At 71.9% G+C, this 22,059-nt stretch carries 17 protein-coding genes; 12 read left to right on the top strand and 5 right to left on the bottom strand.

Annotated elements, in window-relative coordinates; genetic code table 11:
• The first annotated feature begins 518 nt into the window (after window positions 1-518).
• A complete protein-coding gene (rlmN, locus tag IE98_RS0134130; RefSeq protein WP_030275669.1) occupies window positions 519-1,619 on the top strand; it encodes a 23S rRNA (adenine(2503)-C(2))-methyltransferase RlmN in 1,101 nt (366 codons plus the stop codon).
• Window positions 1,620-1,742: 123 nt separating this feature from the next.
• Here rlmN and IE98_RS0134125 read toward each other — a convergent pair whose 3' ends face one another.
• The 4 genes from IE98_RS0134125 to IE98_RS0134110 form a co-directional block, all read right to left on the bottom strand.
• On the bottom strand, window positions 1,743-2,879 hold the full coding sequence (locus IE98_RS0134125; RefSeq protein WP_052391355.1) for a hypothetical protein: 1,137 nt from the start codon (window positions 2,877-2,879) through the stop codon (window positions 1,743-1,745).
• 16 nt (window positions 2,880-2,895) lie between these two features.
• Window positions 2,896-3,669 carry an ABC transporter ATP-binding protein gene (locus IE98_RS0134120; protein ID WP_030275667.1) on the bottom strand — a complete coding sequence of 258 codons (774 nt, stop codon included), beginning with the start codon at window positions 3,667-3,669 and terminating at the stop codon, window positions 2,896-2,898.
• Window positions 3,670-3,869: 200 nt separating this feature from the next.
• Entirely contained in the window at window positions 3,870-5,264 is a 1,395-nt protein-coding gene (locus tag IE98_RS0134115; protein WP_030275666.1) for an aspartate aminotransferase family protein, read from the bottom strand.
• Window positions 5,261-5,734: an Lrp/AsnC family transcriptional regulator gene (locus IE98_RS0134110; protein ID WP_043175796.1), complete on the bottom strand. Its 474-nt coding sequence runs from the start codon at window positions 5,732-5,734 to the stop codon at window positions 5,261-5,263. Before IE98_RS0134110 ends, IE98_RS0134115 begins: the two co-directional genes overlap by 4 nt.
• Before the next feature lie 267 nt (window positions 5,735-6,001).
• Here IE98_RS0134110 and IE98_RS0134105 point away from each other — a divergent pair, with 267 nt between their 5' ends.
• Window positions 6,002-7,447, top strand: a complete 1,446-nt coding sequence (locus IE98_RS0134105) for a gamma-aminobutyraldehyde dehydrogenase (RefSeq protein WP_030275664.1) — start codon at window positions 6,002-6,004, stop codon at window positions 7,445-7,447.
• Between the two features lie 157 nt (window positions 7,448-7,604).
• Window positions 7,605-8,963: an aspartate aminotransferase family protein gene (locus IE98_RS0134100; RefSeq protein WP_030275663.1), complete on the top strand. Its 1,359-nt coding sequence runs from the start codon at window positions 7,605-7,607 to the stop codon at window positions 8,961-8,963.
• A gap of 79 nt (window positions 8,964-9,042) precedes the next feature.
• On the opposite strand, the gene IE98_RS0134095 is transcribed toward IE98_RS0134100, so the two are convergent.
• A complete protein-coding gene (locus IE98_RS0134095; RefSeq protein ID WP_030275662.1) occupies window positions 9,043-10,698 on the bottom strand; it encodes a PucR family transcriptional regulator in 1,656 nt (551 codons plus the stop codon).
• A gap of 431 nt (window positions 10,699-11,129) precedes the next feature.
• Here IE98_RS0134095 and IE98_RS0134090 point away from each other — a divergent pair, with 431 nt between their 5' ends.
• The 9 genes from IE98_RS0134090 (at window position 11,130) to IE98_RS0134050 (ending at window position 21,654) form a co-directional block, all read left to right on the top strand.
• Complete coding sequence (locus IE98_RS0134090; protein WP_030275661.1) at window positions 11,130-12,647, top strand: gamma-aminobutyraldehyde dehydrogenase; 1,518 nt, start codon at window positions 11,130-11,132, stop codon at window positions 12,645-12,647.
• A 47-nt stretch (window positions 12,648-12,694) separates the two neighbouring features.
• A complete protein-coding gene (locus IE98_RS0134085) occupies window positions 12,695-13,954 on the top strand; it encodes a polyamine ABC transporter substrate-binding protein (protein ID WP_030275660.1) in 1,260 nt (419 codons plus the stop codon).
• 43 nt (window positions 13,955-13,997) lie between these two features.
• Entirely contained in the window at window positions 13,998-15,170 is a 1,173-nt protein-coding gene (locus IE98_RS0134080; RefSeq protein ID WP_030275659.1) for an ABC transporter ATP-binding protein, read from the top strand.
• A complete protein-coding gene (locus tag IE98_RS0134075) occupies window positions 15,167-16,093 on the top strand; it encodes an ABC transporter permease (RefSeq protein WP_030275658.1) in 927 nt (308 codons plus the stop codon). Before IE98_RS0134080 ends, IE98_RS0134075 begins: the two co-directional genes overlap by 4 nt.
• The gene (locus IE98_RS0134070) at window positions 16,093-16,896 is read left to right on the top strand and encodes an ABC transporter permease (RefSeq protein ID WP_030275657.1); all 804 of its coding nucleotides are present in this window, start codon (window positions 16,093-16,095) and stop codon (window positions 16,894-16,896) included. The genes IE98_RS0134075 and IE98_RS0134070 overlap by 1 nt, the downstream gene beginning before the upstream one ends.
• 71 nt (window positions 16,897-16,967) lie before the next feature.
• A complete protein-coding gene (locus tag IE98_RS0134065; RefSeq protein WP_030275656.1) occupies window positions 16,968-18,362 on the top strand; it encodes an NAD(P)/FAD-dependent oxidoreductase in 1,395 nt (464 codons plus the stop codon).
• Between the two features lie 317 nt (window positions 18,363-18,679).
• Window positions 18,680-19,162, top strand: coding sequence for a hypothetical protein (locus tag IE98_RS0134060; protein WP_324605827.1), 483 nt, complete (start codon window positions 18,680-18,682; stop codon window positions 19,160-19,162).
• Between the two features lie 97 nt (window positions 19,163-19,259).
• The gene (locus tag IE98_RS0134055; RefSeq protein WP_030275654.1) at window positions 19,260-19,943 is read left to right on the top strand and encodes a hypothetical protein; all 684 of its coding nucleotides are present in this window, start codon (window positions 19,260-19,262) and stop codon (window positions 19,941-19,943) included.
• Between the two features lie 172 nt (window positions 19,944-20,115).
• A complete protein-coding gene (locus IE98_RS0134050) occupies window positions 20,116-21,654 on the top strand; it encodes a CoA-acylating methylmalonate-semialdehyde dehydrogenase (protein ID WP_030275653.1) in 1,539 nt (512 codons plus the stop codon).
• The last annotated feature ends 405 nt before the right edge of the window (window positions 21,655-22,059 follow it).

Here is a 22,059-nt window from a genome sequence, read left to right as displayed (position 1 = left end):
TGAGCCCTGGAACCGGCCTCAGGCCGGCTTACTGACGGCGCCCGGCCGCAGTGGGGCGCGATGTCGGCGCGGAGAGCCCCTGCTGGTCCCGCTCCGAGCGGCGGCGGTGGCTCAGGTCGCCGAGTACGGAGGCATCCACGGCTGGCAGGCCTTCCGCTGCCATCTCGTGCTTCATGAGCGCACCGTCATGGAGGCCCTGGTGGACAGGGCCCGGAACAGCACACTGGGGCGCTTCCACCCCTTCACCAGTCACGTCGCACTTTGCTCCAGTGCCGGCCCTCGCTTCTGGGCGGGTGAGGGCGACGTCCTCACGGTGTCCGTCGCACTCACTCCTGAGGGGACACCTACGTCGTGCACGCCGAGGGACGGGGCGCGGTGCTCGAAACGGCCAGTGCTGACGAGGGCTCGGGCCGTCCGGGGCCGTGGGGGGGGCAAGCGACGGCGGGCGGCGGCCGGACCGATCCCCCCGGACGAGCGGGAGACGGGGGGCTCCGGCGATCTGCGACACTGGATGCACCATGCCTAAGCCCGGAGAACTGACCTTCGTCGCGCCGCGCGGCGCCAAGCCCCCGCGACACCTCGCCGACCTCAGCCCCGCCGAGCGCAAGGAGGCCGTCGCCGAGCTGGGCGAGCAGCCGTTCCGCGCCAAGCAGCTGTCCAACCACTACTTCGGCCGGCTGTCCGACGACCCGGCGACCTGGACGGACATTCCTGCGGGCAGCCGCGGGAAGCTCACGGAGAGCCTGCTGCCGGACCTGATGTCGGTGGTCCGGCACGTGTCCTGCGACGACGACGCCACCCGCAAGACGCTGTGGAAGCTCTTCGACGGCACCCTGGTCGAGTCGGTGCTGATGCGCTACCCGGACCGGGTCACCATGTGCATCAGCTCGCAGGCCGGCTGCGGCATGAACTGCCCGTTCTGCGCGACCGGTCAGGCGGGTCTGACCCGCAACCTGTCGACCGCGGAGATCGTGGAGCAGATCGCCTCCGGCATGCGGGACCTGAAGAGCGGTGCCGTGCCCGGCGGTGAGGCCCGGCTCTCCAACGTGGTCTTCATGGGCATGGGCGAGCCGCTGGCCAACTACAACCGGGTGCTGGCCTCGATCCGCCGGCTGACCGACCCGGCGCCGGACGGCTTCGGCCTCTCGCAGCGCGGCATCACCGTCTCCACGGTCGGCCTGGTGCCCGCCATGCACCGCTTCGCCGACGAGGGCCTCAGCTGCCGGCTGGCGCTCTCCCTGCACGCGCCCGACGACGAGCTGCGCGACGAGCTGGTGCCGGTGAACACCCGGTGGAAGGTCGACGAGGTGCTGGACGCCGCGTGGAACTACGCGGACAAGTCCGGCCGCCGGATCTCCATCGAGTACGCGCTGATCAAGGACATCAACGACCAGGCGTGGCGGGCCGACCTGCTCGGCCGGCTGATCAAGAACCACCGGGTGCACGTGAACCTGATCCCGCTGAACCCGACGCCCGGGTCCAAGTGGACGGCGTCCCGCCCGCCGGACGAGCGCGAGTTCGTCCGGCGGCTGCAGGCCCACGGGGTGCCGACGACCGTCCGCGACACCCGTGGCCAGGAGATCGACGGCGCCTGCGGCCAGCTGGCCGCCGCGGGCTGAGCGGCCCTCAGCGGAGCTGCGGCCGGAACGTCCCGGACGTGGAAGAGCGGTGGACACCCTCGGGTGTCCACCGCTCTTCCGTTCCGGCGCAGGCCGCGGCCCGACGCCGTGCGGGCCGGGGTCTCAGACCAGGCAGGCCGCCGCGAAGAGCGCGGTCAGGCCGCCGGTGAGGAGCAGCACGACGCCGGCGGCGGCGGCCCGTACGGCGACGGCCGCGCGCAGTGTCGCCGGTTCGGCGCCGAGCCGGACCAGGGCGGCGGTCACCTCGCGCCGGGCCGCGCGGATCTCCAGGGCCCGGGCCACCACCGCGCCGACCGCGCAGCCGGTGACCAGGAGGACGGCCGCGCGGACGGGCAGGTCGGGGTCGTCGCCGTAGGCGATCGCCGCGAGGAGCACCGCGAGGCCGAGGACGAGCACGGCGAGCGGGCCGGCGAGCGGCCGGGCCTCCGCGGTGAGCGACCGGGCGGCGAGCAGCCGCACCGGGCCGGGCCGGCGCACCGCGAGGATCCGGCCGGCCAGTGCCAGCAGAGGTGCGGTGAGCAGCGCGAGCCCGAGGGCGGTGAGGGCCCAGCCGACGAGTGCGGCGGTGCCGACCGAGCCGAGGTGGGCGGGGAGTTCGAGGGGTCGGCCGTCCTGCTCGGCTCCGGGCCGCAGTCCGTACAGCTCCAGGGCCGCGCCGACGACGGCGAGCCCGATCGGCAGGGCGATCCGTACCGGGTGGAAGCCGGTGCTGCGGGGTTCGCCCGTCCGGCCGGGCAGGGCGTCGGTCAGCGGGACGGCCGCGGCGGCCGCGCAGCCGGCGACCAGCGGCACGAGGACGAGCAGGGTGACCGGCGCGGCGGCCGGCAGTGAGCTGCCGAGGCCGACGTCGGCGGCGAGCCCGGGCCCGGCGATGTCGTTGCGCAGCACGAGGAAGAGCAGCAGGGCGAGCACGCTGCCGAGGGCGGCGGCGAGCGCCGCCTCGACGGCGATCAGCAGCCGGAGGCGGACCGGGCCGTAGCCGGCCGCGGCGAGACCGGCGATCCGCTCGGGGTGCTGGGCCGGCACGGCGCGCGCGGCGGCGGCGGAGAGCCAGCCGATCGCGGCCAGTGCGGGCAGGGACCACAGCAGCCGGGGCACCGAGGTGGCCGAGGGTTCGCCCAGGGCCCGGCCGAGGGAGCGGAGCAGGAAGGCGGCGGCCGTCGCGGCGGCGGTCGCGGTGAGCAGCCAGCGGACCAGGTCGAGCGCCCGGTACCCCCTGACCAGTCGGAGTGGGAACACGTCGTCCTCTCGGCTCTCAGCGTGCGGCCGTGACGGCCGTGGAGCCGGTGGCGGTGGAGCCGGATGCGGTGGAGCCGGTCGTGGTGCGGCCGGCGGCGGTGCCGGTCGCCGTGCCGGCGATCCGGCCGTCGACGAGGGTGAGGGTGCGGTCGGCCTGGCCGGCCGGCTCCGGGTCGTGGGTGGCCAGGAGCAGGGTGAGGCTGTGCGAGCGGGCGGCGCTGGCGAGTATCCGCAGCACCTGCTCCCGCTCCTCGCGGTGCAGGGGCGCGCCCGGGTCGTCGGCGAAGACCACCCGGGGCAGCGGTGCGAGCGCCCGGGCGACGGCGATCCGCTGGCGCTGGGCCTGGGTCAGTTCGGCGGGGCGACGGGTGGCGCAGTCGGCGACGTCGAGCCGTTCGAGCCATTCGGTGGCGGCGGTGTAAGCGGCGCGGTGGCCGGAGCCGGCGAGCAGCAGCGGCAGGGCGGTGTTCTCGCGGGCCGTCAGCTCCGGCACCAGGTGCGGCTCGGAGCCGACCCAGCCGAAGCGCTCGCGGCGGAGCTTCTCGCGGCCGGTGCGGCCGAGGGTGTGCACGGGGGCGCCGTGGAACCAGACCTCGCCCTCGTCGACGGGCAGCTGGGCGGAGAGGCAGCCGAGCAGGGTGCTCTTGCCGGAGCCGCGGGGCCCGGTGACGGCGAGGACCTCGCCCTCCCGGACGGCGAGCGAGACTCCGCGCAGGGCGGGTGTGCCGTGGTGGGACTTGACGATCCCTCGGGCCCACAGCGCGTCGTTGTCGGGCGGGGCCGCTGACATGGAGAACCGTCCTGGTGGCTTGTCGGGTTATGACAGTCGTCAGATTAGAACGAACAGGTCGCGGTGCGGTTGCGGCACACTGGCCCATCCCCGGGCAAATCACCGTGATTCAGGCGGTCGGATCCGGTGTCCGGTGGAGCGACACGCCGAAGGGCGGCCCCGGTGGACCGGGACCGCCCTGGCGGAGGGTGGGAGGAGGGTCAGATCTTCGCCCACGCGTCGGTGAGGCTGACCCGCAGGATCTGCTCGATCTCGTCGAAGGTCGACTGGTCGGAGATCAGCGGCGGGGCCAGCTGGACGACCGGGTCGCCGCGGTCGTCGGCGCGGCAGTACAGGCCGTTGTCGAAGAGCGCCTTCGACAGGAAGCCGTAGAGGATGCGCTCGACCTCGTCGTCGTTGAACGACTCCTTGGTGACCTTGTCCTTCACGAGCTCGATGCCGTAGAAGTACCCGTTGCCGCGGACGTCGCCGACGATCGGCAGGTCGCGCAGCTTGTCGAGGGTGCCCAGGAAGCGCGACTCGTTGTCGAGCACGTGCTGGTTGAGGCCCTCGCGCTCGAAGATGTCGAGGTTGGCCAGCGCCACCGCGGAGGACACCGGGTGGCCGCCGAAGGTGTAGCCGTGCAGGAAGGTGTTGTCGCCCTTGTAGAACGGCTCGGCGATGCGGTCCGAGATGATCGTGGCGCCGATCGGGGAGTAGCCCGAGGTCATGCCCTTGGCGCAGGTGATCATGTCGGGCTGGTAGCCGAACTTGTCGGCGCCGAACATGGTGCCGAGGCGGCCGAAGGCGCAGATGACCTCGTCCGAGACGAGCAGCACGTCGTGCCGGTCGCAGATCTCGCGCAGGCGCTGGAAGTACCCGGGCGGCGGCGGGAAGCAGCCGCCGGCGTTCTGCACCGGCTCGACGAAGACGGCGGCGACGGTGTCCGCACCCTCGAAGAGGATGGCCTGCTCGACCTGGTCGGCGCACCAGCGGCCGTAGGCCTCCGGGTCGACGGTGCCGTCCGGGCCCTGCAGGTACTCGGGGGCGCGGTAGATGTTGGTGTTGGGGGCCTTGTGGGTGCCGGGCACCAGCGGCTCGAACGGGGCCTTCAGACCCGGCAGGCCGGTGATCGACAGGGCGCCCTGGGGGGTGCCGTGGTAGGCGACGGCCCGGGAGATGACCTTGTACTTGGTCGGCTTGCCGGTCAGCTTGAAGTACTGCTTGGCCAGCTTCCAGGCGGTCTCGACCGCCTCGCCGCCACCGGTCGAGAAGAACACCTTGTTCAGGTCGCCCGGGGCGTAGTTCGCCAGGCGCTCGGCGAGCTCGACGGCCTTCGGGTGGGCGTAGCTCCAGACCGGGAAGAAGGCGAGCTCCTTGGCCTGCTTGGCAGCCGCCTCGGCGAGCTCCTCGCGGCCGTGGCCGGCCTGGACCACGAACAGGCCGGCGAGGCCGTCGAGGTACTTCCTGCCCTTGTCGTCCCAGACGTAGGTGCCCTCACCGCGCACGATGGTGGGGACGGGGGAGTTCTCGTACGACGACATGCGGGTGAAGTGCATCCACAGGTGGTCGTAGGCGGTCTTGGAAAGGTCCTTCTGCGCCGGGTCGGCTGTCATCTGGTGCCCCAGGTGTAGGTCTGTTTCCGGAGCTTCAGATAAACGAAGCTCTCGGTGCTCCGCACGCCGGGAAGCGCGCGGATGCGCTTGTTGATCATTTCGAGCAGGTGCTCGTCGTCCTCGCACACCAGCTCGGCCAGCAGGTCGAACGAGCCTGCGGTGCAGACGACGTAGTCGACCTCGTCGAAGGCTGCGAGCGCGTCCGCGACCGGTTCGATGTCGCCCTCCACCCGGATCCCCACCATCGCCTGCCGGGTGAAGCCGACGGTGAGGGGGTCGGTGACGGCAACGATCTGCATCACGCCCTGGTCGAGCAGCTTCTGGACGCGTTGCCGTACGGCGGCCTCCGACAGGCCGACGGCCTTGCCGATGGCGGCGTACGGGCGGCGCCCGTCCTCCTGGAGCTGTTCGATGATCGCCTTGGAGGCGGCGTCGAGGGGAACGCTGGCGTTCCGGTCGCGGTTGGCCACGTCGCCACTGTGCACGATCGCCGCGCGGCGCGCAAGCCATCGTGTTGCTGATTTCGTCGCTGTTTCCAAAATTGCATGCGGATTGCGTTGCGTTCGAGGATGCGACCTGCCGATACCGTCGGTCATTGGGTAGCCTGGGCCACGTACACACGCAGGCGTGCGCACACCCCCAGTGGACCGCGGCCGGTCCGACCCGGCCAGCCGTGCGCCGGAGGTACCCTGGCGCCGGATTCTGCAACGCCGCAGGCCCAGACCGAGGAGAGACCCGTGAGCGACCTTCGTACGCTGCGCAACTACATCAACGGCGAGTTCGTCGATGCGGCGGACGGCCGCACGCTGGACGTGATCGACCCGACGACCGGCGAGGTGTACGCGACCTCCCCGCTCTCCGGTGCTGCCGACGTCGACGCTGCGATGGCCGCCGCCGCCGAGGCCTTCCCGGTGTGGCGGGACGCGACCCCCTCGACCCGCCAGAAGCTCCTGCTGAAGATCGCCGACGCGGTGGAGAACCGGGCCGACGAGATCGTCGACGCCGAGTGCCGCAACACCGGCAAGCCGCGCGGGCTGACCCTCTCCGAGGAGATCGGCCCGATGGTCGACCAGATCCGCTTCTTCGCCGGCGCCGCCCGCCTGCTGGAGGGCAAGGCCGCGGGCGAGTACATGGACGGCATGACCTCGATCGTCCGCCGCGAGCCGGTCGGCGTCTGCGCCCAGGTCGCGCCCTGGAACTACCCGATGATGATGGCGGTCTGGAAGTTCGCCCCGGCCATCGCCGCGGGCAACACCGTCGTCCTCAAGCCCTCGGACACCACCCCGGCCTCCACCGTCCTGCTCGCCGGGATCATCGGCGGCATCCTCAAGGACATGGAGCTGCCGGCCGGCGTCTTCAACGTCATCTGCGGCGACCGCGAGACCGGCAAGCTGATGGTCGAGCACCCCACCCCGGCGATGGCCTCCATCACCGGCTCCGTCCGCGCCGGCATCCAGGTCGCCGAGTCCGCCTCCAAGGACGTCAAGCGCGTCCACCTGGAGCTCGGCGGCAAGGCCCCGGTCGTCGTCTTCGAGGACGCCGACATCGCCGAGGCCGTGGAGGGCATCTCCGTCGCCGGCTTCTTCAACGCCGGCCAGGACTGCACCGCCGCCACCCGCGTCCTGGTGCACGAGTCCATCCACGACGCCTTCGTCGAGGCCCTCGCCAAGGCCGCCGCCGACACCAAGACCGGCGGCGTCGACGACGAGGACGTCCTCTACGGCCCGCTGAACAACGCCAACCAGCTCGCCCAGGTCGCCGGCTTCATCGACCGCCTGCCCGGGCACGCCAAGGTCGAGGCCGGCGGCCACCGGGTCGGCGACAAGGGCTACTTCTACGCCCCGACCGTCGTCTCCGGCCTGCAGCAGGACGACGAGATCATCCAGCGCGAGGTCTTCGGCCCGGTCATCACCGTGCAGAAGTTCACCGACGAGGACCAGGCCGTCGGCTACGCCAACGGTGTCGAGTACGCCCTCGCCTCCTCCGTCTGGACGAAGGACCACGCCCGCGCCATGCGGATGTCCCGCCGCCTGGACTTCGGCTGCGTCTGGATCAACACCCACATCCCGCTGGTCGCCGAGATGCCGCACGGCGGCTTCAAGAAGTCCGGCTACGGCAAGGACCTGTCCTCCTACGGCTTCGAGGACTACACCCGCGTCAAGCACGTCATGACCGCGATCTGAACCGGGTGAACCCCGCCGGGGCGCGGGGGGCCGCACACGCTGCGGACCCCCGCGCCCCGCGCGTTCCGGCGGCGCTTGCCACCCTGTCACGGCGACGCGCCGATCGGGTGACATGGTGCAACTGCCTCGCGGCCCCCGTGCTCCCTAGGCTGGCCGCATGAGCATCCCCACCGCTGACTCAGCCGCAGGCCAGGCCGTCAAGGCCGCCGACCGCGCGCACGTCTTCCACTCGTGGTCCGCCCAGGCGCTGATCGACCCCCTCGCGGTGGCCGGCGCCGAGGGTTCCTACTTCTGGGACTACGAGGGCAACCGCTACCTCGACTTCTCCTCCCAGCTGGTGAACACCAACATCGGCCACCAGCACCCGAAGGTCGTCGCCGCGATCCAGGAGCAGGCGGCCAAGCTCTGCACCATCGCGCCCGGCTTCGCCGTCGAGCCGCGCAGCGAGGCCGCCCGGCTGATCGCCGAGCGCACCCCCGGCGAGCTGAACAAGATCTTCTTCACCAACGGCGGCGCCGAGGCCAACGAGAACGCGATCCGGATGGCCCGCCTGCACACCGGCCGGCAGAAGGTGCTCTCCACCTACCGCTCGTACCACGGCGCCACCGCCAACGCCATCGCGCTGACCGGCGACCCCCGCCGCTGGGCCAACGAGACCGGCGTCTCCGGCATCGTCCACTTCTGGGGCCCCTACGCCTACCGCTCGGTCTTCCACGCCGAGAACGAGGCGCAGGAGTGCGAGCGCGCGCTCGCCCACCTGGAGCAGGTCATCGCCTTCGAGGGCCCGGCCACCGTCGCCGCGATCATCCTGGAGACGGTCGTCGGCACCGCCGGCGTGCTGATCCCGCCGGCCGGCTACCTGCAGGGCGTCCGGGAGATCTGCGACCGCTACGGCATCGTCTTCATCCTCGACGAGGTGATGGCCGGCTTCGGCCGCACCGGCGAGTGGTTCGCCGCCGACAACTGGGGCATCACCCCGGACCTGCTGACCTTCGCCAAGGGCGTCAACTCCGGCTACGTCCCGCTCGGCGGCGTCGCCATCAACCCGGAGATCGCCGCCACCTTCGACGAGCGGGTCTTCCCCGGCGGCCTCACCTACTCCGGCCACCCGCTGGCCTGCGCCTCGGCCGTCGCCACCCTCAACGCGATGGCGGAGGAGGGCATCGTCGAGAACGCCAAGCGGATCGGCGAGACCGTGATCGGCCCCGGCCTGCGCGAGCTCGCCGAGCGCCACCCCTCGATCGGCGAGGTCCGCGGCCTCGGCGTCTTCTGGGCCCTCGACCTGGTCAAGGACCGCGAGACCCGCGAGCCGCTGGTGCCCTACAACGCGGCCGGACCGGCCAACGCGCCGATGGCCGAGCTGGCCGCCGCCTGCAAGCAGCGCGGCCTGTGGCCCTTCGTCAACATGAACCGCTTCCACGTGGTGCCGCCGTGCACCGTCAGCGCGGAGGAGGCCAAGGCCGGCCTCGCGATCCTGGACGAGGTGCTCACCCTCACCGACGCGCACACCGTCTGACGCGCCGACGGGAGCGGCCCCGGGGCGACCGCGCCGGGGCCGCTCCCGCACGCCCGGATTCCCCTGTGCCCGCAGGCGCTCATCGGCGCACCGCGTCCAGCGCCAGCAGCGCCACGTGCAGCGACAGGCAGGACTCCACCTGGTCCAGGTCCACCCCGAGGATCCGCTCCACCTTGTGCAGCCGGTCGTAGAACGACGGACGGGACAGGTGCGCCGCGTCCGCCGCCGCCGACTTGTTGCGGCCCTGCTCCAGGTAGATCCGCAGCATCCGCACCAACTGCCCGCCGTGCTCCGCGTCGTACGCCAGCAGCGGCCCCAGCTCCCGCTCCACGTACGTCTGCAGCCGCTCGTCGTCGCGCAGCAGGTGCAGCAGACCGCGCAGCCGGACGTCCGGCAGCCGGTAGTAGGCGGCCGCCCGGCCGCCCGGCGCGTCGTGCAGCGCCGCGTCCGCGACCTGGGTCGCCTCCAGCAGGGTGCGCCGGGCGTCGCGCACCGACCCCACCGAGGAGCCCACCGCCACCACCGGCTCCGGCGGCGGCGCCGACGCGTCCCGCGCACCGTCCGCCACCAGCTTGCGCAGCGCCGCCGCGAACGCCTCCAGCGCCGTGTGCTCGTCCTGCTGCGAGCCGAGCGCGATCAGCATCCCGACGCCCTCGTCGTCCAGCGCACCGACCAGCGCCGACAGCCGGCAGCCGCGGATCGCCGTCGCCGCCAGCTCGGTGAAGTCCCGCAGCCGGGCCTGCGCCTCCAGCGCGGCCGGCACCGCCCCGCGGCGCTGCCGCAGCACCACGCCCACCAGCCGCCGGCCCTCCAGCGGTACCCCCAGCGCCTGGGCCCGCAGCGCCACCTCACTGACGGTCAGGGCGTGCGTGAGGATGCCCGACAGCAGCGTGCGGTGGGTCTGCCGCTCAAGGCTCTCCCGGTCGCGCACCACCAGCCGGTTCAGCGCAAGCGTCGCCGCGCCGCGCTCCAGCATCATCGCGTGCGGGTGCGCGGTGCCCTCCGGCAGCGCGCCCGGCCCGCCGATCAGCACCAGCCGTCCCCAGTCCTGGCCGCGCGCGCCGACCGCGGTGACCAGCCAGCCGCTGCGCGGGTCGTGCCCGGTGCGGCCGGGCGGGCGGACCCCGCGCGAACGCGCCTCCCAGCCCTCCAGCAGCTCGGCCTCCGGCCGGCCGGCACTCTCGTGCGCCAGCACCTGGTGCGCCAGGTTCTCCAGTACCACCGGCGCACCGGCCAGCTGCGCCACCTGCCGCACCACCTCGCCGGGCTCGGCGCCCTCCACCGCCAGCTCGTTGAAGACCTGGTGCACCGCCTCGGAGGTGCGCAGCTGCTCCAGCTGGGCGTTGACCACCAGCGCGTGCACCGCCTCGGTGACGGCGACGAAGCGCAGCTCGCGGCGGAGCGCGACCAGCGGCAGGCCGCGCTGCTCGGCCGCGTTGACCAGGGCGCGCGGCAGCGAGTCGAAGTAGCGCCGGCCGAACTCGACGACCAGCCCCGCGGCGCCGACGTCGGCGAGGTCGTGGACGTAGCGGGCCAGGCCCTCGCGCTGCTCGGGCAGGGCGATGCCGGTGGTGAGCACCAGCTCGCCGCCCTGCAGGACGCCGGCGACGTCCGGGAGCTCGCTCACGTGGACCCAGCGGACGGGCCGTTCCAGGTGGTCCGCACCGGCCACCACGTGGGGCAGCCCGCGCCGCATCACGTCCAGGTCCAGCACCCGGGCGACGGTGGGGAGCATCGCGGGCCTCCAGCTGATCAGGGGTGTCAGGGAAATCTTCCCTCGGCCCGGTGCCCGCCCACCCGCCGCGCGGCCTTGCACCCTGTAAACCCCTTGGCGCCGGGCCTGTCGGAGTGACCCTTGTCACCCGATCGCCCGAGACGGCATGGTCAGGCCATCGGAAGTGGCGAAAACCGGGACGCGGCAGCGGAATCCGCAGCGTAACCAGAAGGCAACAGCGGAATCCCTTGTGGAAGAAAACTGGGCCTGTCAGGATCGCGCAATCCCGGTGAACCACCGCTTCGGATCTCTCCGTCTGCTATGCGGCGACTGGACCAGTCTCCGGCCATGGCGTACGGGCATCGCCGCACCGCCGAGGAAGCATGGGCGTGCAGCGGGTTCCGCGCCCCGGAGCGCGGAAGCCGAACCACCGGGCACATGGAGGACAGCAGATGGACCTGACCAGCTTCGGCGCCGGCGCGCAGCACATCGCCGGGCGGGTGGTCCGGGGGAGCGGCGACGAGCGGTTCCGGGTGGTCAACCCGGCCGACGGCAGCACCGTGGAGGAGGTCGTCCTGGCGTCCCCCGCCGACGTCGACGCCGCGGTCGACGCGGCCCGCGCCGCCCTGCCCGAATGGTCCCGGGCCACCCCCGGCGCCCGCGCCGAGGCCCTCAACCGGCTGGCCGCCGTCCTCACCGAGCACGCCGAGGAGTTCGCCCGCGTCGAGACCGCGCAGACCGGCAAGCCGATCAAGCTCTCCACCGGGTTCGACGTCCCCGGCACCATCGACAACACCGCGTTCTTCGCCGGCGCCGCCCGCAACCTGGAGGGCAAGGGCGCCGGCGAGTACTCCGGCGACCACACCTCGTACGTGCGCCGCGAGGCGATCGGCGTGGTCGGCTCGATCTCGCCGTGGAACTACCCCCTGCAGATGGCCGCCTGGAAGATCCTCCCGGCCGTCGCCGCCGGCAACACCATCGTCCTCAAGCCCGCCGAGCTCACCCCGCTCACCTCGCTGATGTTCGCCGCCGCGTGCACCGAGGCCGGCATCCCCGACGGCGTCGTCAACGTCATCACCGGCGCCGGCCGCACCGCCGGCGAGCACCTCGTCTCCCACCCCGCCGTGTCGATGGTGTCCTTCACCGGCTCCACCGCCGTCGGCAAGCGGGTCGCCGAACTCGCCACCGCCACCGTCAAGCGCACCCACCTCGAACTCGGCGGCAAGGCCCCGTTCGTGGTCTTCGACGACGCCGACCTGGAGGCCGCCGTGCACGGCGCGGTCGCGGCCTCCCTCATCAACAGCGGCCAGGACTGCACCGCCGCCACCCGCGCCTACGTCCAGCGCCCCCTCTACGACGCCTTCGTCGCAGGGGTCGCCGACCTGTACGCCGCCGTCCGCCTCGGCGACCCGCGCAACCAGCAGACCGACCTCGGCCCGCTGGTCTCCTTCGCCCACCGCGACCGCGTCGCCGGCTTCGTCGAGCGCGCCCGCCGCGACGGCGCCACCGTCGTGACCGGAGGCGGCACCGGCACCAAGGGCCACGACGGCACCGACCTCACCCTCGGCGCCTACCACCTGCCCACCCTGATCACCGGCGCCGCCCAGGACAGCGAGGTCGTCCAGGGCGAGATCTTCGGCCCCGTCCTCGTCGTCCTCCCCTTCGACAGCGACGAGGAGGGCCTGCGGCTCGCCAACGACACCCCCTACGGCCTCGCCGCGTCCGCCTGGACCCGCGACGTCCACCGCTCGCTGCGCGCCACCCGCGAGATCGCGGCCGGCTGCGTCTGGGTCAACGACCACATCCCGATCATCAGCGAGATGCCGCACGGCGGATACAAGGCCTCCGGCTACGGCAAGGACATGTCGCAGTACTCCCTCGACGAGTACACCCAGGTCAAGCACGTCATGTACGACACCACCGCGGTGGCCCGCAAGGATTGGCACCGCACGATCTTCGGGGACCGATAACCCCGTCCGTCCCCCCGCCCGAGCCCCCATCAGGAGGGTGTCCCCGCATGCAGCTCCACGAGATCACCGACGGCCTGCCGGAGCCGGTACGCAAGGCCTGGGAACGCAGCCTCACCAACGGCCGCGCCGCCCTCAGCCGCCGGACGGTGCTGCGCGCCGGTGCGCTCGCGGCCGGCGCGGGCACCCTCACCGCCTGCGGCATCCCGCCGGCGAAGAGCCCGACCGGGAGCTCCGGCGAGGCCGCCAACGCCGCGGCGAAGGACCTCTCCGACAGCGACAAGGTCGTCAACTTCTCCAACTGGCCGCTGTACGTGGACGTCGACCCCAAGGACGAGCAGAAGCACGGCACCCTCGACGCCTTCACCGCGGCCACCGGCGTCAAGGTCAAGTACACCGAGGACGTCAACGACAACGTCGAGTTCTTCGGCAAGGTCAAGCCGCAGCTCGCCGCCGGCCAGGACACCGGGCGCGACGTCATGGTCCTCACCGACTGGATGGCCGCCCGGCTGATCCGCCTCGGCTGGGTGCAGAAGCTCGACCAGTCCCGGATCACCACCGCGATCACCAACCTGGAGTCCCGCTTCCGCGCCCCCGACTGGGACCCGGGCCGGCTCTACTCCTACCCGTGGGCCGGCATCCAGGTCGTCATCGCCTACAACAAGAAGGCGACCAAGGGGAAGGCCGTCACCAGCGTCTCCCAGCTGCTCGACGACCCCGAGCTCAAGGGCCGCGTCACCTTCCTGTCGGAGATGCGCGACACCATCGGCATGGCCCTGCTCGACATGGGCAAGGACCCGGCGAAGTTCACCGCCGACGACTACGCCGCCGCGATCGCCCGCCTCCAGAAGGGCGTCGACAGCAAGCAGATCCGCAAGTTCACCGGCAACGACTACGGCCAGGAGCTGTCCTCCGGCGACATCGCCGCCTGCGTCGCCTGGGGCGGCGACCTGATCCAGCTCAAGGCCGACAACCCCGACATCGAGTTCGTCGTCCCGGAGGCCGGCTACGTCGCGTCGACCGACAACATGCTGATCCCGGCCCGCGCCCAGCACAAGCACAACGCCGAACGCCTCATCGACTTCTACTACCGGCCCGAGATAGCCGCCCGGCTCACCGCCGGCATCGGCTACGTCTCCCCGGTCAGCGGCGCGCAGGCCGAACTCGCCAAGCTCGACGCCGACGCGGCCGCCAACCCCCTGGTCGTCCCCACCCCCGAGATGGCCGCCAAGGTCCACAACTTCCGCAGCCTCTCCGAGGCCGAGGAGAGCGACTTCGAGGACAGGTTCTCCAAGCTCATCGGCGCCTGACCACCGCCCCCGACCACCGGCCTCGGAGATAGGACCCCGCACCATGACCGACCAGGCGACCGACACCACCGCACCGGCCACCGGCCCCACCGGGACCGCCACCGGCGGCGACGTCCGGCTCACCGGCATCAGCAAGACCTACGGCAGCTCCACCGCCGTCCACCCCCTCGACCTGACGATCCCCCAGGGATCCTTCTTCGCCCTGCTCGGCGCGTCCGGCTGCGGCAAGACCACCACCCTGCGCATGATCGCCGGCCTGGAGGACCCGACCTCCGGCACCGTCCTCATCGGCGGCCAGGACGTCACCGCCCTGCCCCCGTACAAGCGGCCGGTCAACACCGTCTTCCAGAGTTACGCGCTCTTCCCGCACCTCGACATCTACGAGAACGTCGCCTTCGGCCTGCGCCGCCGCGGCAAGAAGGACGTCAAGAAGCAGGTCGAGGACATGCTGGAGCTGGTCGAACTCGGCCCGCTCGCCCGCCGCAAGCCGCACCAGCTCTCCGGCGGCCAGCAGCAGCGCGTCGCCGTCGCCCGCGCCCTCATCAACCACCCCCAGGTCCTGCTGCTCGACGAACCGCTCGGCGCCCTCGACCTCAAGCTCCGCCGCCAGATGCAGCTCGAACTCAAGCGCATCCAGACCGAGGTCGGCATCACCTTCGTCCACGTCACCCACGACCAGGAGGAGGCCATGACCATGGCCGACACCATCGCGGTGATGAACGCCGGACGCATCGAACAGCTCGGCGCCCCCGCCGACCTCTACGAGAACCCCGCGACCACCTTCGTCGCCAACTTCCTCGGCCAGTCCAACCTCATCGCCGCCGAGGTCACCGGCAACTCCGGCGAGGACCTGCTACTCAGCGCCGGCGGCACCCGCCTCGCCGTGCCCCGCGCCCGCTGCGCCACCGACGCCACCAAGGTCCACCTCGGCGTCCGCCCCGAGAAGATCACCATCGCGCACTCCTCCACGGACGTCCCCGAGGACCGCAACCGCCTGGTCGGCACCGTCGTCGACTCCAGCTTCATCGGCGTCTCCACCCAGTACACCGTCCGCACCGGCACCGGCCAGGACATCGCCGTCTTCGAGCAGAACATGGAGCGCGACGGCCGGATCGTCCCCGGCGCCACCGTCCAGGTCCACTGGAACCCCGCCCACTCCTTCGCGCTCGACGCCTCCCAGGCGATCGACGCCGGCACCGCGGAGGAGGACGCGTGACCACCACCACCGAGACGGCCCCCCTCCAGGACGCCGCACCCCCCGCGCCCCGGCGCACCCGCCGCAAGCTCGTCCCCTACTGGCTGCTGCTGCCCGGCATCGCCTGGCTCGTGGTCTTCTTCGCGGTGCCGATGGTCTACCAGGGCTCCACCTCCCTGCAGACCGGCTCGCTGGAGGACGGCTTCCGCGTCACCTGGCACTTCGCCACCTACTGGGACGCCTTCACCGAGTACAAGTGGCACTTCGTCCGCTCCTTCGCGTACGCCGCCACCGCCACCGTGCTCTGCCTCGCCATCGGCTACCCGCTCGCGTACACGATCGCCTTCAAGGCCAGCAAGCGGTGGCGCAACGTCATCCTCATCCTGGTGATCGCGCCGTTCTTCACCAGCTTCCTGATCCGCACCCTCGCCTGGAAGACCATCCTGTCCGACGGCGGCTACGTGGTCGGCGCGCTCAACGCCCTGCACGTCCTCGACGTCACCGACGCGTTCGGTCTCACCGCCGGCCACCGCGTCCTCGCGACCCCGCTCGCCGTGGTCTGCGGCCTGACGTACAACTTCCTGCCGTTCATGATCCTCCCGCTCTACACCTCGCTGGAGCGGATCGACCCGAGGCTGCACGAGGCCGCCGGCGACCTCTACGCCAAGCCCTTCACCACCTTCCGCAAGGTGACCTTCCCGATCTCCCTGCCGGGCGTCGTCGCAGGCACCCTGCTCACCTTCATCCCCGCCTCCGGCGACTACATCAACGCCCAGCTGCTCGGCTCCCCCAGCGAGCAGATGGTCGGCAACGGCATCCAGAAGCAGTTCCTCAACGTGCTCGACTACCCCACGGCGGCCGCCCTGAGCTTCATCCTGATGGCCCTGATCCTCGGCGTGGTGACGGTCTACATGCGCAAGGCCGGAACGGAGGACCTGGTCTGATGAACAAGGTGTCCAGCTGGCTGCGCCGCAACCTCGTCACCCTCGCGGGCGTCCTCGCCCTCGCCTACCTCGTCCTGCCCAACCTGGTCGTCCTGCTCTTCTCGTTCAACAAGCCCGCCGGCAAGTTCAACTACGAGTGGGCCCAGTTCTCCACCGACGCCTGGACGGACCCCTGCGGCGTCGCCGACATGTGCGGCTCGCTCGTCCTCAGCCTGCAGCTCGCCCTCGCGGCCACCGCCGGCGCCACCATCCTCGGCACCATGGTCGCCTTCGCCCTGGCCCGCTACCGCTTCCGCGGCCGCTCCGCCACCACCGGGCTGATCTTCCTGCCGATGGCCATGCCCGAGGTCGTCATGGCCGCCTCGCTCGGCACGCTCTTCCTCAACATGCGCATCCCGTTCGGCTTCACCACGATCCTGATCGCGCACATCATGTTCTGCCTCAGCTTCGTGGTCACCGCCGTCAAGGCCCGCGTCATGAGCATGGACCCGCTCCTCGAACAGGCCGCCCAGGACCTCTACGCCACCCCGGTGCAGACCTTCCTCAAGATCACCCTGCCGCTCGCCGCCCCCGGCATCGCCGCCGGCGCGCTGCTCAGCTTCGCCCTCTCCTTCGACGACTTCATCATCACCCAGTTCAACTCCGGCCCCACGACCGTCACCTTCCCGATGTTCGTCTGGGGCGCCTCGCAGCGCGGCATCCCCGTCCAGGTCAACGTGATCGGCACCGCGATGTTCGTCGCGGCCGTCGTCCTCACCGTCGCCGGACAGTGGATCGGCAACCGCCGGAAGGCCCGCGCCTGATGAACCGCCACACCACCGCCCCGTTCTACTGACCAGAGCCCGAACGACCACCAGAAAGCGGCTGATACGGCATGGACTCCGCCCGTGCGCTCAGTGACGTCAAACCCACCTCGTTCTGGCTGGAGGACCCGGGGCGGCCCGAGGCCCTCCCCGCCCTCGTCGGCGACACCACCTGCGACCTGCTGGTCGTCGGCGGCGGATACTCCGGCCTGTGGACGGCGCTCCTCGCCAAGGAACGCGACCCCTCGCAGGACGTCGTCCTCGTCGAGGCAGACGAGGTGGGCTGGGCGGCCTCCGGGCGCAACGGCGGATTCTGTGCCGCCAGCCTCACCCACGGCTTCGGCAACGGCCTGCAGCGCTGGCCCGCCGAACTGAACCGCCTCGAAGAACTCGGCCGCGCCAACCTCGACGCCATCGAGAACACCCTCAAGCAGTACGACCTCGACTGCGAATGGGAACGCACCGGCGAGATCGACGTCGCCACCGAGCCCCACCAGCTCGACGAACTCCACGAGGTCGCCGAGGCCCTCGCCGAACACGGCCTCGACGTCACCGTCCTCGACGCCGACCAGGTGCGCCGCGAGGTCGACTCGCCCACCTTCCTCGGCGGCCTCTGGGACCGCGACGGCGTCGCCATGGTCCACCCCGCCAAACTCGCCTGGGGCCTCAAGGAGGCCTGCCTGAAGCAGGGCGTCCGCATCCACGAGCGCACCAAGGCCCTCACCCTCGCCGAGCACGGCAGCGGCATGGCCGTCCGCACCCCCTACGGCCGGGTCTTCGCCCACCGCGTCGCCCTAGGCACCAACGTCTTCCCGTCCCTGCTCAAGCGCGTCCGCCCCTACGTCGTCCCGGTCTACGACTACGCACTCATGACCGAACCCCTCAACGACGAGCAGATGGCCGCCATCGGCTGGCGCGGCCGCCAGGGCCTCGGAGACAGCGCCAACCAGTTCCACTACTTCCGGCTCTCCGCCGACAACCGCATCCTCTGGGGCGGCTACGACGCCATCTACCACTACGGCGGCAAGGTCCGCGCCGAGCACGACCAGCGCCCCGACACCTTCCGCACCCTCTCCCGGCAGTTCTTCGAGACCTTCCCCCAACTCGAAGGAGCCCGCTTCACCCACGCCTGGGGCGGCGCCATCGACACCTGCAGCCGCTTCTCCGCGTTCTTCGACACCGCCCACCGCGGCCGCGTCGCCTACGCCGCCGGCTTCACCGGACTCGGCGTCGGCGCCACCCGCTTCGGCGCCGAGGTCATGCTCGACCTCCTCGCCGGCGAACGCACCGAACGCACCGAACTGGAGATGGTCCGCAAGAAGCCGCTGCCCTTCCCGCCCGAACCCGTCCGCTGGGCCGGCATCGAGCTCACCCGCTGGTCGCTCGACCGCGCCGACCGCCACGGCGGCCGACGCAACCTCTGGCTGCGCACCCTCGACCGCCTCGGCCTCGGCTTCGACAGCTGACCGGCACCGACGCCTGATCCCACCGCCTGATCCACCTGCCTGATCCGACCGCCGGCCCGACCGCCGGCCACCGCGGGGCGCACCTCCGGCCACCCGGCCCCGGTGCGCCCCGCGGCGCGTCGGCGTGCCCGGCCCCGTTCCTGCACACCGCCCCGCCCCTGCCCTGGCTCCCGCCCGCCGGGGCCACCGGGAACCGAACCGGCCGGGAACCGAACCGGCCGGGAACCGAACCGGCCGGGAACCGAACCGGCCGGGAACCGAACCGGCCGAAACCGCCGAAAAGCGTGTAAGAACCCGCACCCACCGCCCTCTCCCCGGTGAGCGACCCCGACCCGTCCCCCGAGGAGCACCCGATGCCGCCCACCGCCCGCACCGCCGCAGCCTGGCTCGCCGCGGCCGCCCCCGACCCGCGCGCCTTCCTGCGCAGCTGGGAGCGGACCGGCCGGCGCCCCGCCCCGCTGCCCGCCGGCCGCCAGTGGGACGCCGTCCTGACCCCCGGCCCCTTCGGCCGCACCGCCCTCGACGCCCTCGCCCGCCTCCCCGGCCCGGGCCCCGTCCTCCAGGACCGCGCCGCCGGCACCGTCGCCTTCCTCGTCCCCACCGGCACCGCCGACGGCTGGCTCGGCTCCGGCATCCGCACCCTCGGCCACGGCACCGCCCTCACCGTCCCCCATCCGGACGGCACCGACCGCTCCCTCCACTGGCTGATCCCCCCGGACGGCACCGGTCGCCTCGTCGACCCCCGCCGACTCGAACTCGCCCTCCACGACGCCGCCGCGCGCCTCATCGGCCTCCCGTGAACCGGCCGCCGCCCGGGGCGCCCCACCAGCCGACGGCCCACCCGCCGCACGGTCCCCGCACGACCACCGCGCGGCCGAACCGCGCCAGACTGGACCCATGACCGCAAGCGCGCTCGCCCACGAGCACCTCCGGCTGCTGGAGACCGCCCAGCCGCTCTGCCTCCGGTACGCCCTCGCCCTCGCCGGCCCCGACGCGCTCGCCGCCCACGGCCTCCCCGCCACCCGCTCCACGGGCATCGTCCTCGTCACCGCCGAGGGCCCGCCGCTCGCCGACATCGCCGTGGGCCTCGCCGAACACCTCCGCGCGGCCGGCCACCGCGCCGCCGTCCAGCCCGGCACCCCGCGCCGGACCCAGCTGACCGGCGCACCCTGCGCGATCGAACTGCGCAAGGAACCGCTGCGCCACCCCGCCGTGCTGCTGCCCGGCGCGCCCGTCCCCGTGGTCGCGCTGCCGGACGCCGCCGCGCTCGCCGTGCTCCGCCTCTGCGACCGGGGCCTCCCCGAGGACCTCGCCGCCGTGCACGTGCTGAGCGGCCCGTTCACCGAGGGGGAGCTGCTCGCCCTGGCCGGCGCACTCGACGAGGAGTTCCAGACGGCGGTGCTCGCCGACCGGCTGGAGTCCGCCGCAGCCCTCGTCCACCCGGACGCCGCCCGCTCCGCCTGGGCCCAGGCCTGGGCGCAGGACCTCAGGCTGGACCTGATGGAGGTCCGCGAGGACGACCGAGGACTGCACGACCCCTATCTGGAGGACGTCGAGGCGGAGCAGCCCGACGACCTGTAAGGGTGAATCTCCGTTCCCCGTCATGCTGCTCGTTGAGGCCCGGCCGGACGGTCCGCAGACTGGATTACGAGCGCGGGAGCCCCGTGATCCCGTCGTCCGGACGAAGCCGGGCGGCGCCGTTACCACGTACCGGCGGCCCACACACCGCACGGGACTTCGGAGGCAGACGATCTTGAGCAAGTCCAGCCCGAACAAGCACGTCACCCACTGGATCGGTGGCGCCCCCGTCGCCACTGCCGGCGCCGCGCCCCGCCGCGGTGACATCTTCGATCCGGCCACCGGACAGGTGTCGGGCCAGGTCGACTTCGCCGAGATCGCCGAGGTCGACCAGGCCGTCGCCGCCGCGGCCTCGGCGTTCGCCGAGTGGCGTCGTTCGTCCGTGGCCAAGCGCAGCCAGGTGCTCTTCCGCTTCCGCGAGCTGTTCAACGCCCGCAAGGACGAGCTCGCGTCGATCATCGTCTCCGAGCACGGCAAGGTGCACTCCGACGCCCTCGGCGAGCTCGCCCGCGGCCTGGAGGTCGTCGAGTACGCCTGCGGCATCCCGCAGCTCTCCAAGGGCGGCTTCTCCGAGCAGGCGTCCACCGGCATCGACGTCTACTCGATCCGCCAGCCGCTCGGCCCGGTCGCGATCATCTCGCCGTTCAACTTCCCGGCCATGGTGCCGATGTGGTTCTTCCCGATCGCCATCGCGACCGGCAACACGGTCGTCCTGAAGCCCTCCGAGAAGGACCCGTCCGCCGCCAACTTCCTCGCCGAGCTGTGGAAGGAGGCCGGCCTGCCGGACGGCGTCTTCAACGTGGTGCACGGCGACAAGGTCGCGGTCGACCGCCTCCTGGAGCACCCCGACATCAAGTCGGTCAGCTTCGTCGGCTCCACCCCGATCGCCCGGTACGTCTACGAGAACGGCACCCGCTACGGCAAGCGCGTCCAGGCGCTCGGCGGCGCGAAGAACCACATGCTGGTGCTGCCCGACGCCGACCTCGACCTGAGCGCCGACGCCGCGGTCAACGCGGGCTTCGGTGCGGCCGGCGAGCGCTGCATGGCGGTCTCCGTCCTGGTCGCGGTCGACCCGATCGGCGACGAGCTGGTCGAGAAGATCAAGTCCCGCGTCGCCGCGCTGAAGGTCGGCCCCGGCTGCAACGGCGACTCCGAGATGGGCCCGCTGGTCACCGGCCAGCACCGCGACAAGGTCACCTCGTACGTCGAGTCCGGTCTCGCCGACGGCGCCGAGCTGGCGGTCGACGGCCGCAAGCACGCGATCTCCGCCGAGGACGTCAACGGCGCTCCGACGGCGGACGGCTTCTGGCTCGGCCCCACCCTGTTCGACCACGTGAAGCCGGGCATGTCCGTCTACAGCGACGAGATCTTCGGCCCCGTCCTCTCGGTCGTCCGGGTCTCCAGCTACGAGGAGGGCCTGGCCCTCATCAACAGCAACCCGTACGGCAACGGCACGGCCATCTTCACCAACGACGGCGGCGCCGCCCGGCGCTTCCAGAACGAGGTGGAGGTCGGCATGGTCGGCATCAACGTGCCGATCCCCGTCCCCGTCGCCTACTACTCCTTCGGCGGCTGGAAGGCGTCGCTCTTCGGCGACACCCACGCCTACGGCCCCGACGGCGTCCAGTTCTTCACCCGCGGCAAGGTCGTGACCCAGCGCTGGCTCGACCCGTCGCACGGCGGCATCAACCTCGGCTTCCCCACCAACAGCTGAGCCGCCCCGGCGTAGTGTTCACTGGTCGCTCGGCAGGGAGCACCGGACACGCGTCTGCGCGGACGGTCCCGGAGCGGCCAATCCCTTGAAACACCACTTCCCGGCTCAGGCTGGGTCGCGTCTTGTCGCGGCCCTGTGCGAATTCGGCGTGCGCGTTTATAGGAATTGAACTTCGGACTGGCACCGGATTCGCTTTTCGGAGCGGGGATCGGCTAAGGTTTGAAACGTCGGACGGGCCGTCAGGCCGGTTCCGACAAGGCAGTGAAGAAAGCAAGTCGGTGAAGAGCACGGACTCGGATCTGATAGGCTGGTAACACGAAAGAGCGAAACGCCCGGAGGGTCCGCTGGAAGGCGGTCCGAAGGAAGTGTCCGTTCCTTGAGAACTCAACAGCGTGCCAAAAGTCA

This window comes from Streptomyces sp. NRRL B-24484 (genome assembly GCF_000717715.1).
Taxonomy (GTDB): domain Bacteria; phylum Actinomycetota; class Actinomycetes; order Streptomycetales; family Streptomycetaceae; genus Kitasatospora.
Note: the sequence above shows the minus strand (reverse complement) of the source record. Positions and strands in the feature narration are given on the sequence as shown.

What these genes read in the sequence shown, in the direction of transcription:
- rlmN (WP_030275669.1), top strand. Translation starts at nt 519, where the DNA reads ATGCCTAAGCCCGGAGAACTGACCTTCGTCGCGCCGCGCGGCGCCAAG.
- IE98_RS0134120 (WP_030275667.1), bottom strand. Translation starts at nt 3,669, where the DNA reads ATGTCAGCGGCCCCGCCCGACAACGACGCGCTGTGGGCCCGAGGGATC.
- IE98_RS0134115 (WP_030275666.1), bottom strand. Translation starts at nt 5,264, where the DNA reads ATGACAGCCGACCCGGCGCAGAAGGACCTTTCCAAGACCGCCTACGAC.
- IE98_RS0134100 (WP_030275663.1), top strand. Translation starts at nt 7,605, where the DNA reads ATGAGCATCCCCACCGCTGACTCAGCCGCAGGCCAGGCCGTCAAGGCC.
- IE98_RS0134095 (WP_030275662.1), bottom strand. Translation starts at nt 10,698, where the DNA reads ATGCTCCCCACCGTCGCCCGGGTGCTGGACCTGGACGTGATGCGGCGC.
- IE98_RS0134090 (WP_030275661.1), top strand. Translation starts at nt 11,130, where the DNA reads ATGGACCTGACCAGCTTCGGCGCCGGCGCGCAGCACATCGCCGGGCGG.
- IE98_RS0134085 (WP_030275660.1), top strand. Translation starts at nt 12,695, where the DNA reads ATGCAGCTCCACGAGATCACCGACGGCCTGCCGGAGCCGGTACGCAAG.
- IE98_RS0134080 (WP_030275659.1), top strand. Translation starts at nt 13,998, where the DNA reads ATGACCGACCAGGCGACCGACACCACCGCACCGGCCACCGGCCCCACC.
- IE98_RS0134070 (WP_030275657.1), top strand. Translation starts at nt 16,093, where the DNA reads ATGAACAAGGTGTCCAGCTGGCTGCGCCGCAACCTCGTCACCCTCGCG.
- IE98_RS0134065 (WP_030275656.1), top strand. Translation starts at nt 16,968, where the DNA reads ATGGACTCCGCCCGTGCGCTCAGTGACGTCAAACCCACCTCGTTCTGG.
- IE98_RS0134055 (WP_030275654.1), top strand. Translation starts at nt 19,260, where the DNA reads ATGACCGCAAGCGCGCTCGCCCACGAGCACCTCCGGCTGCTGGAGACC.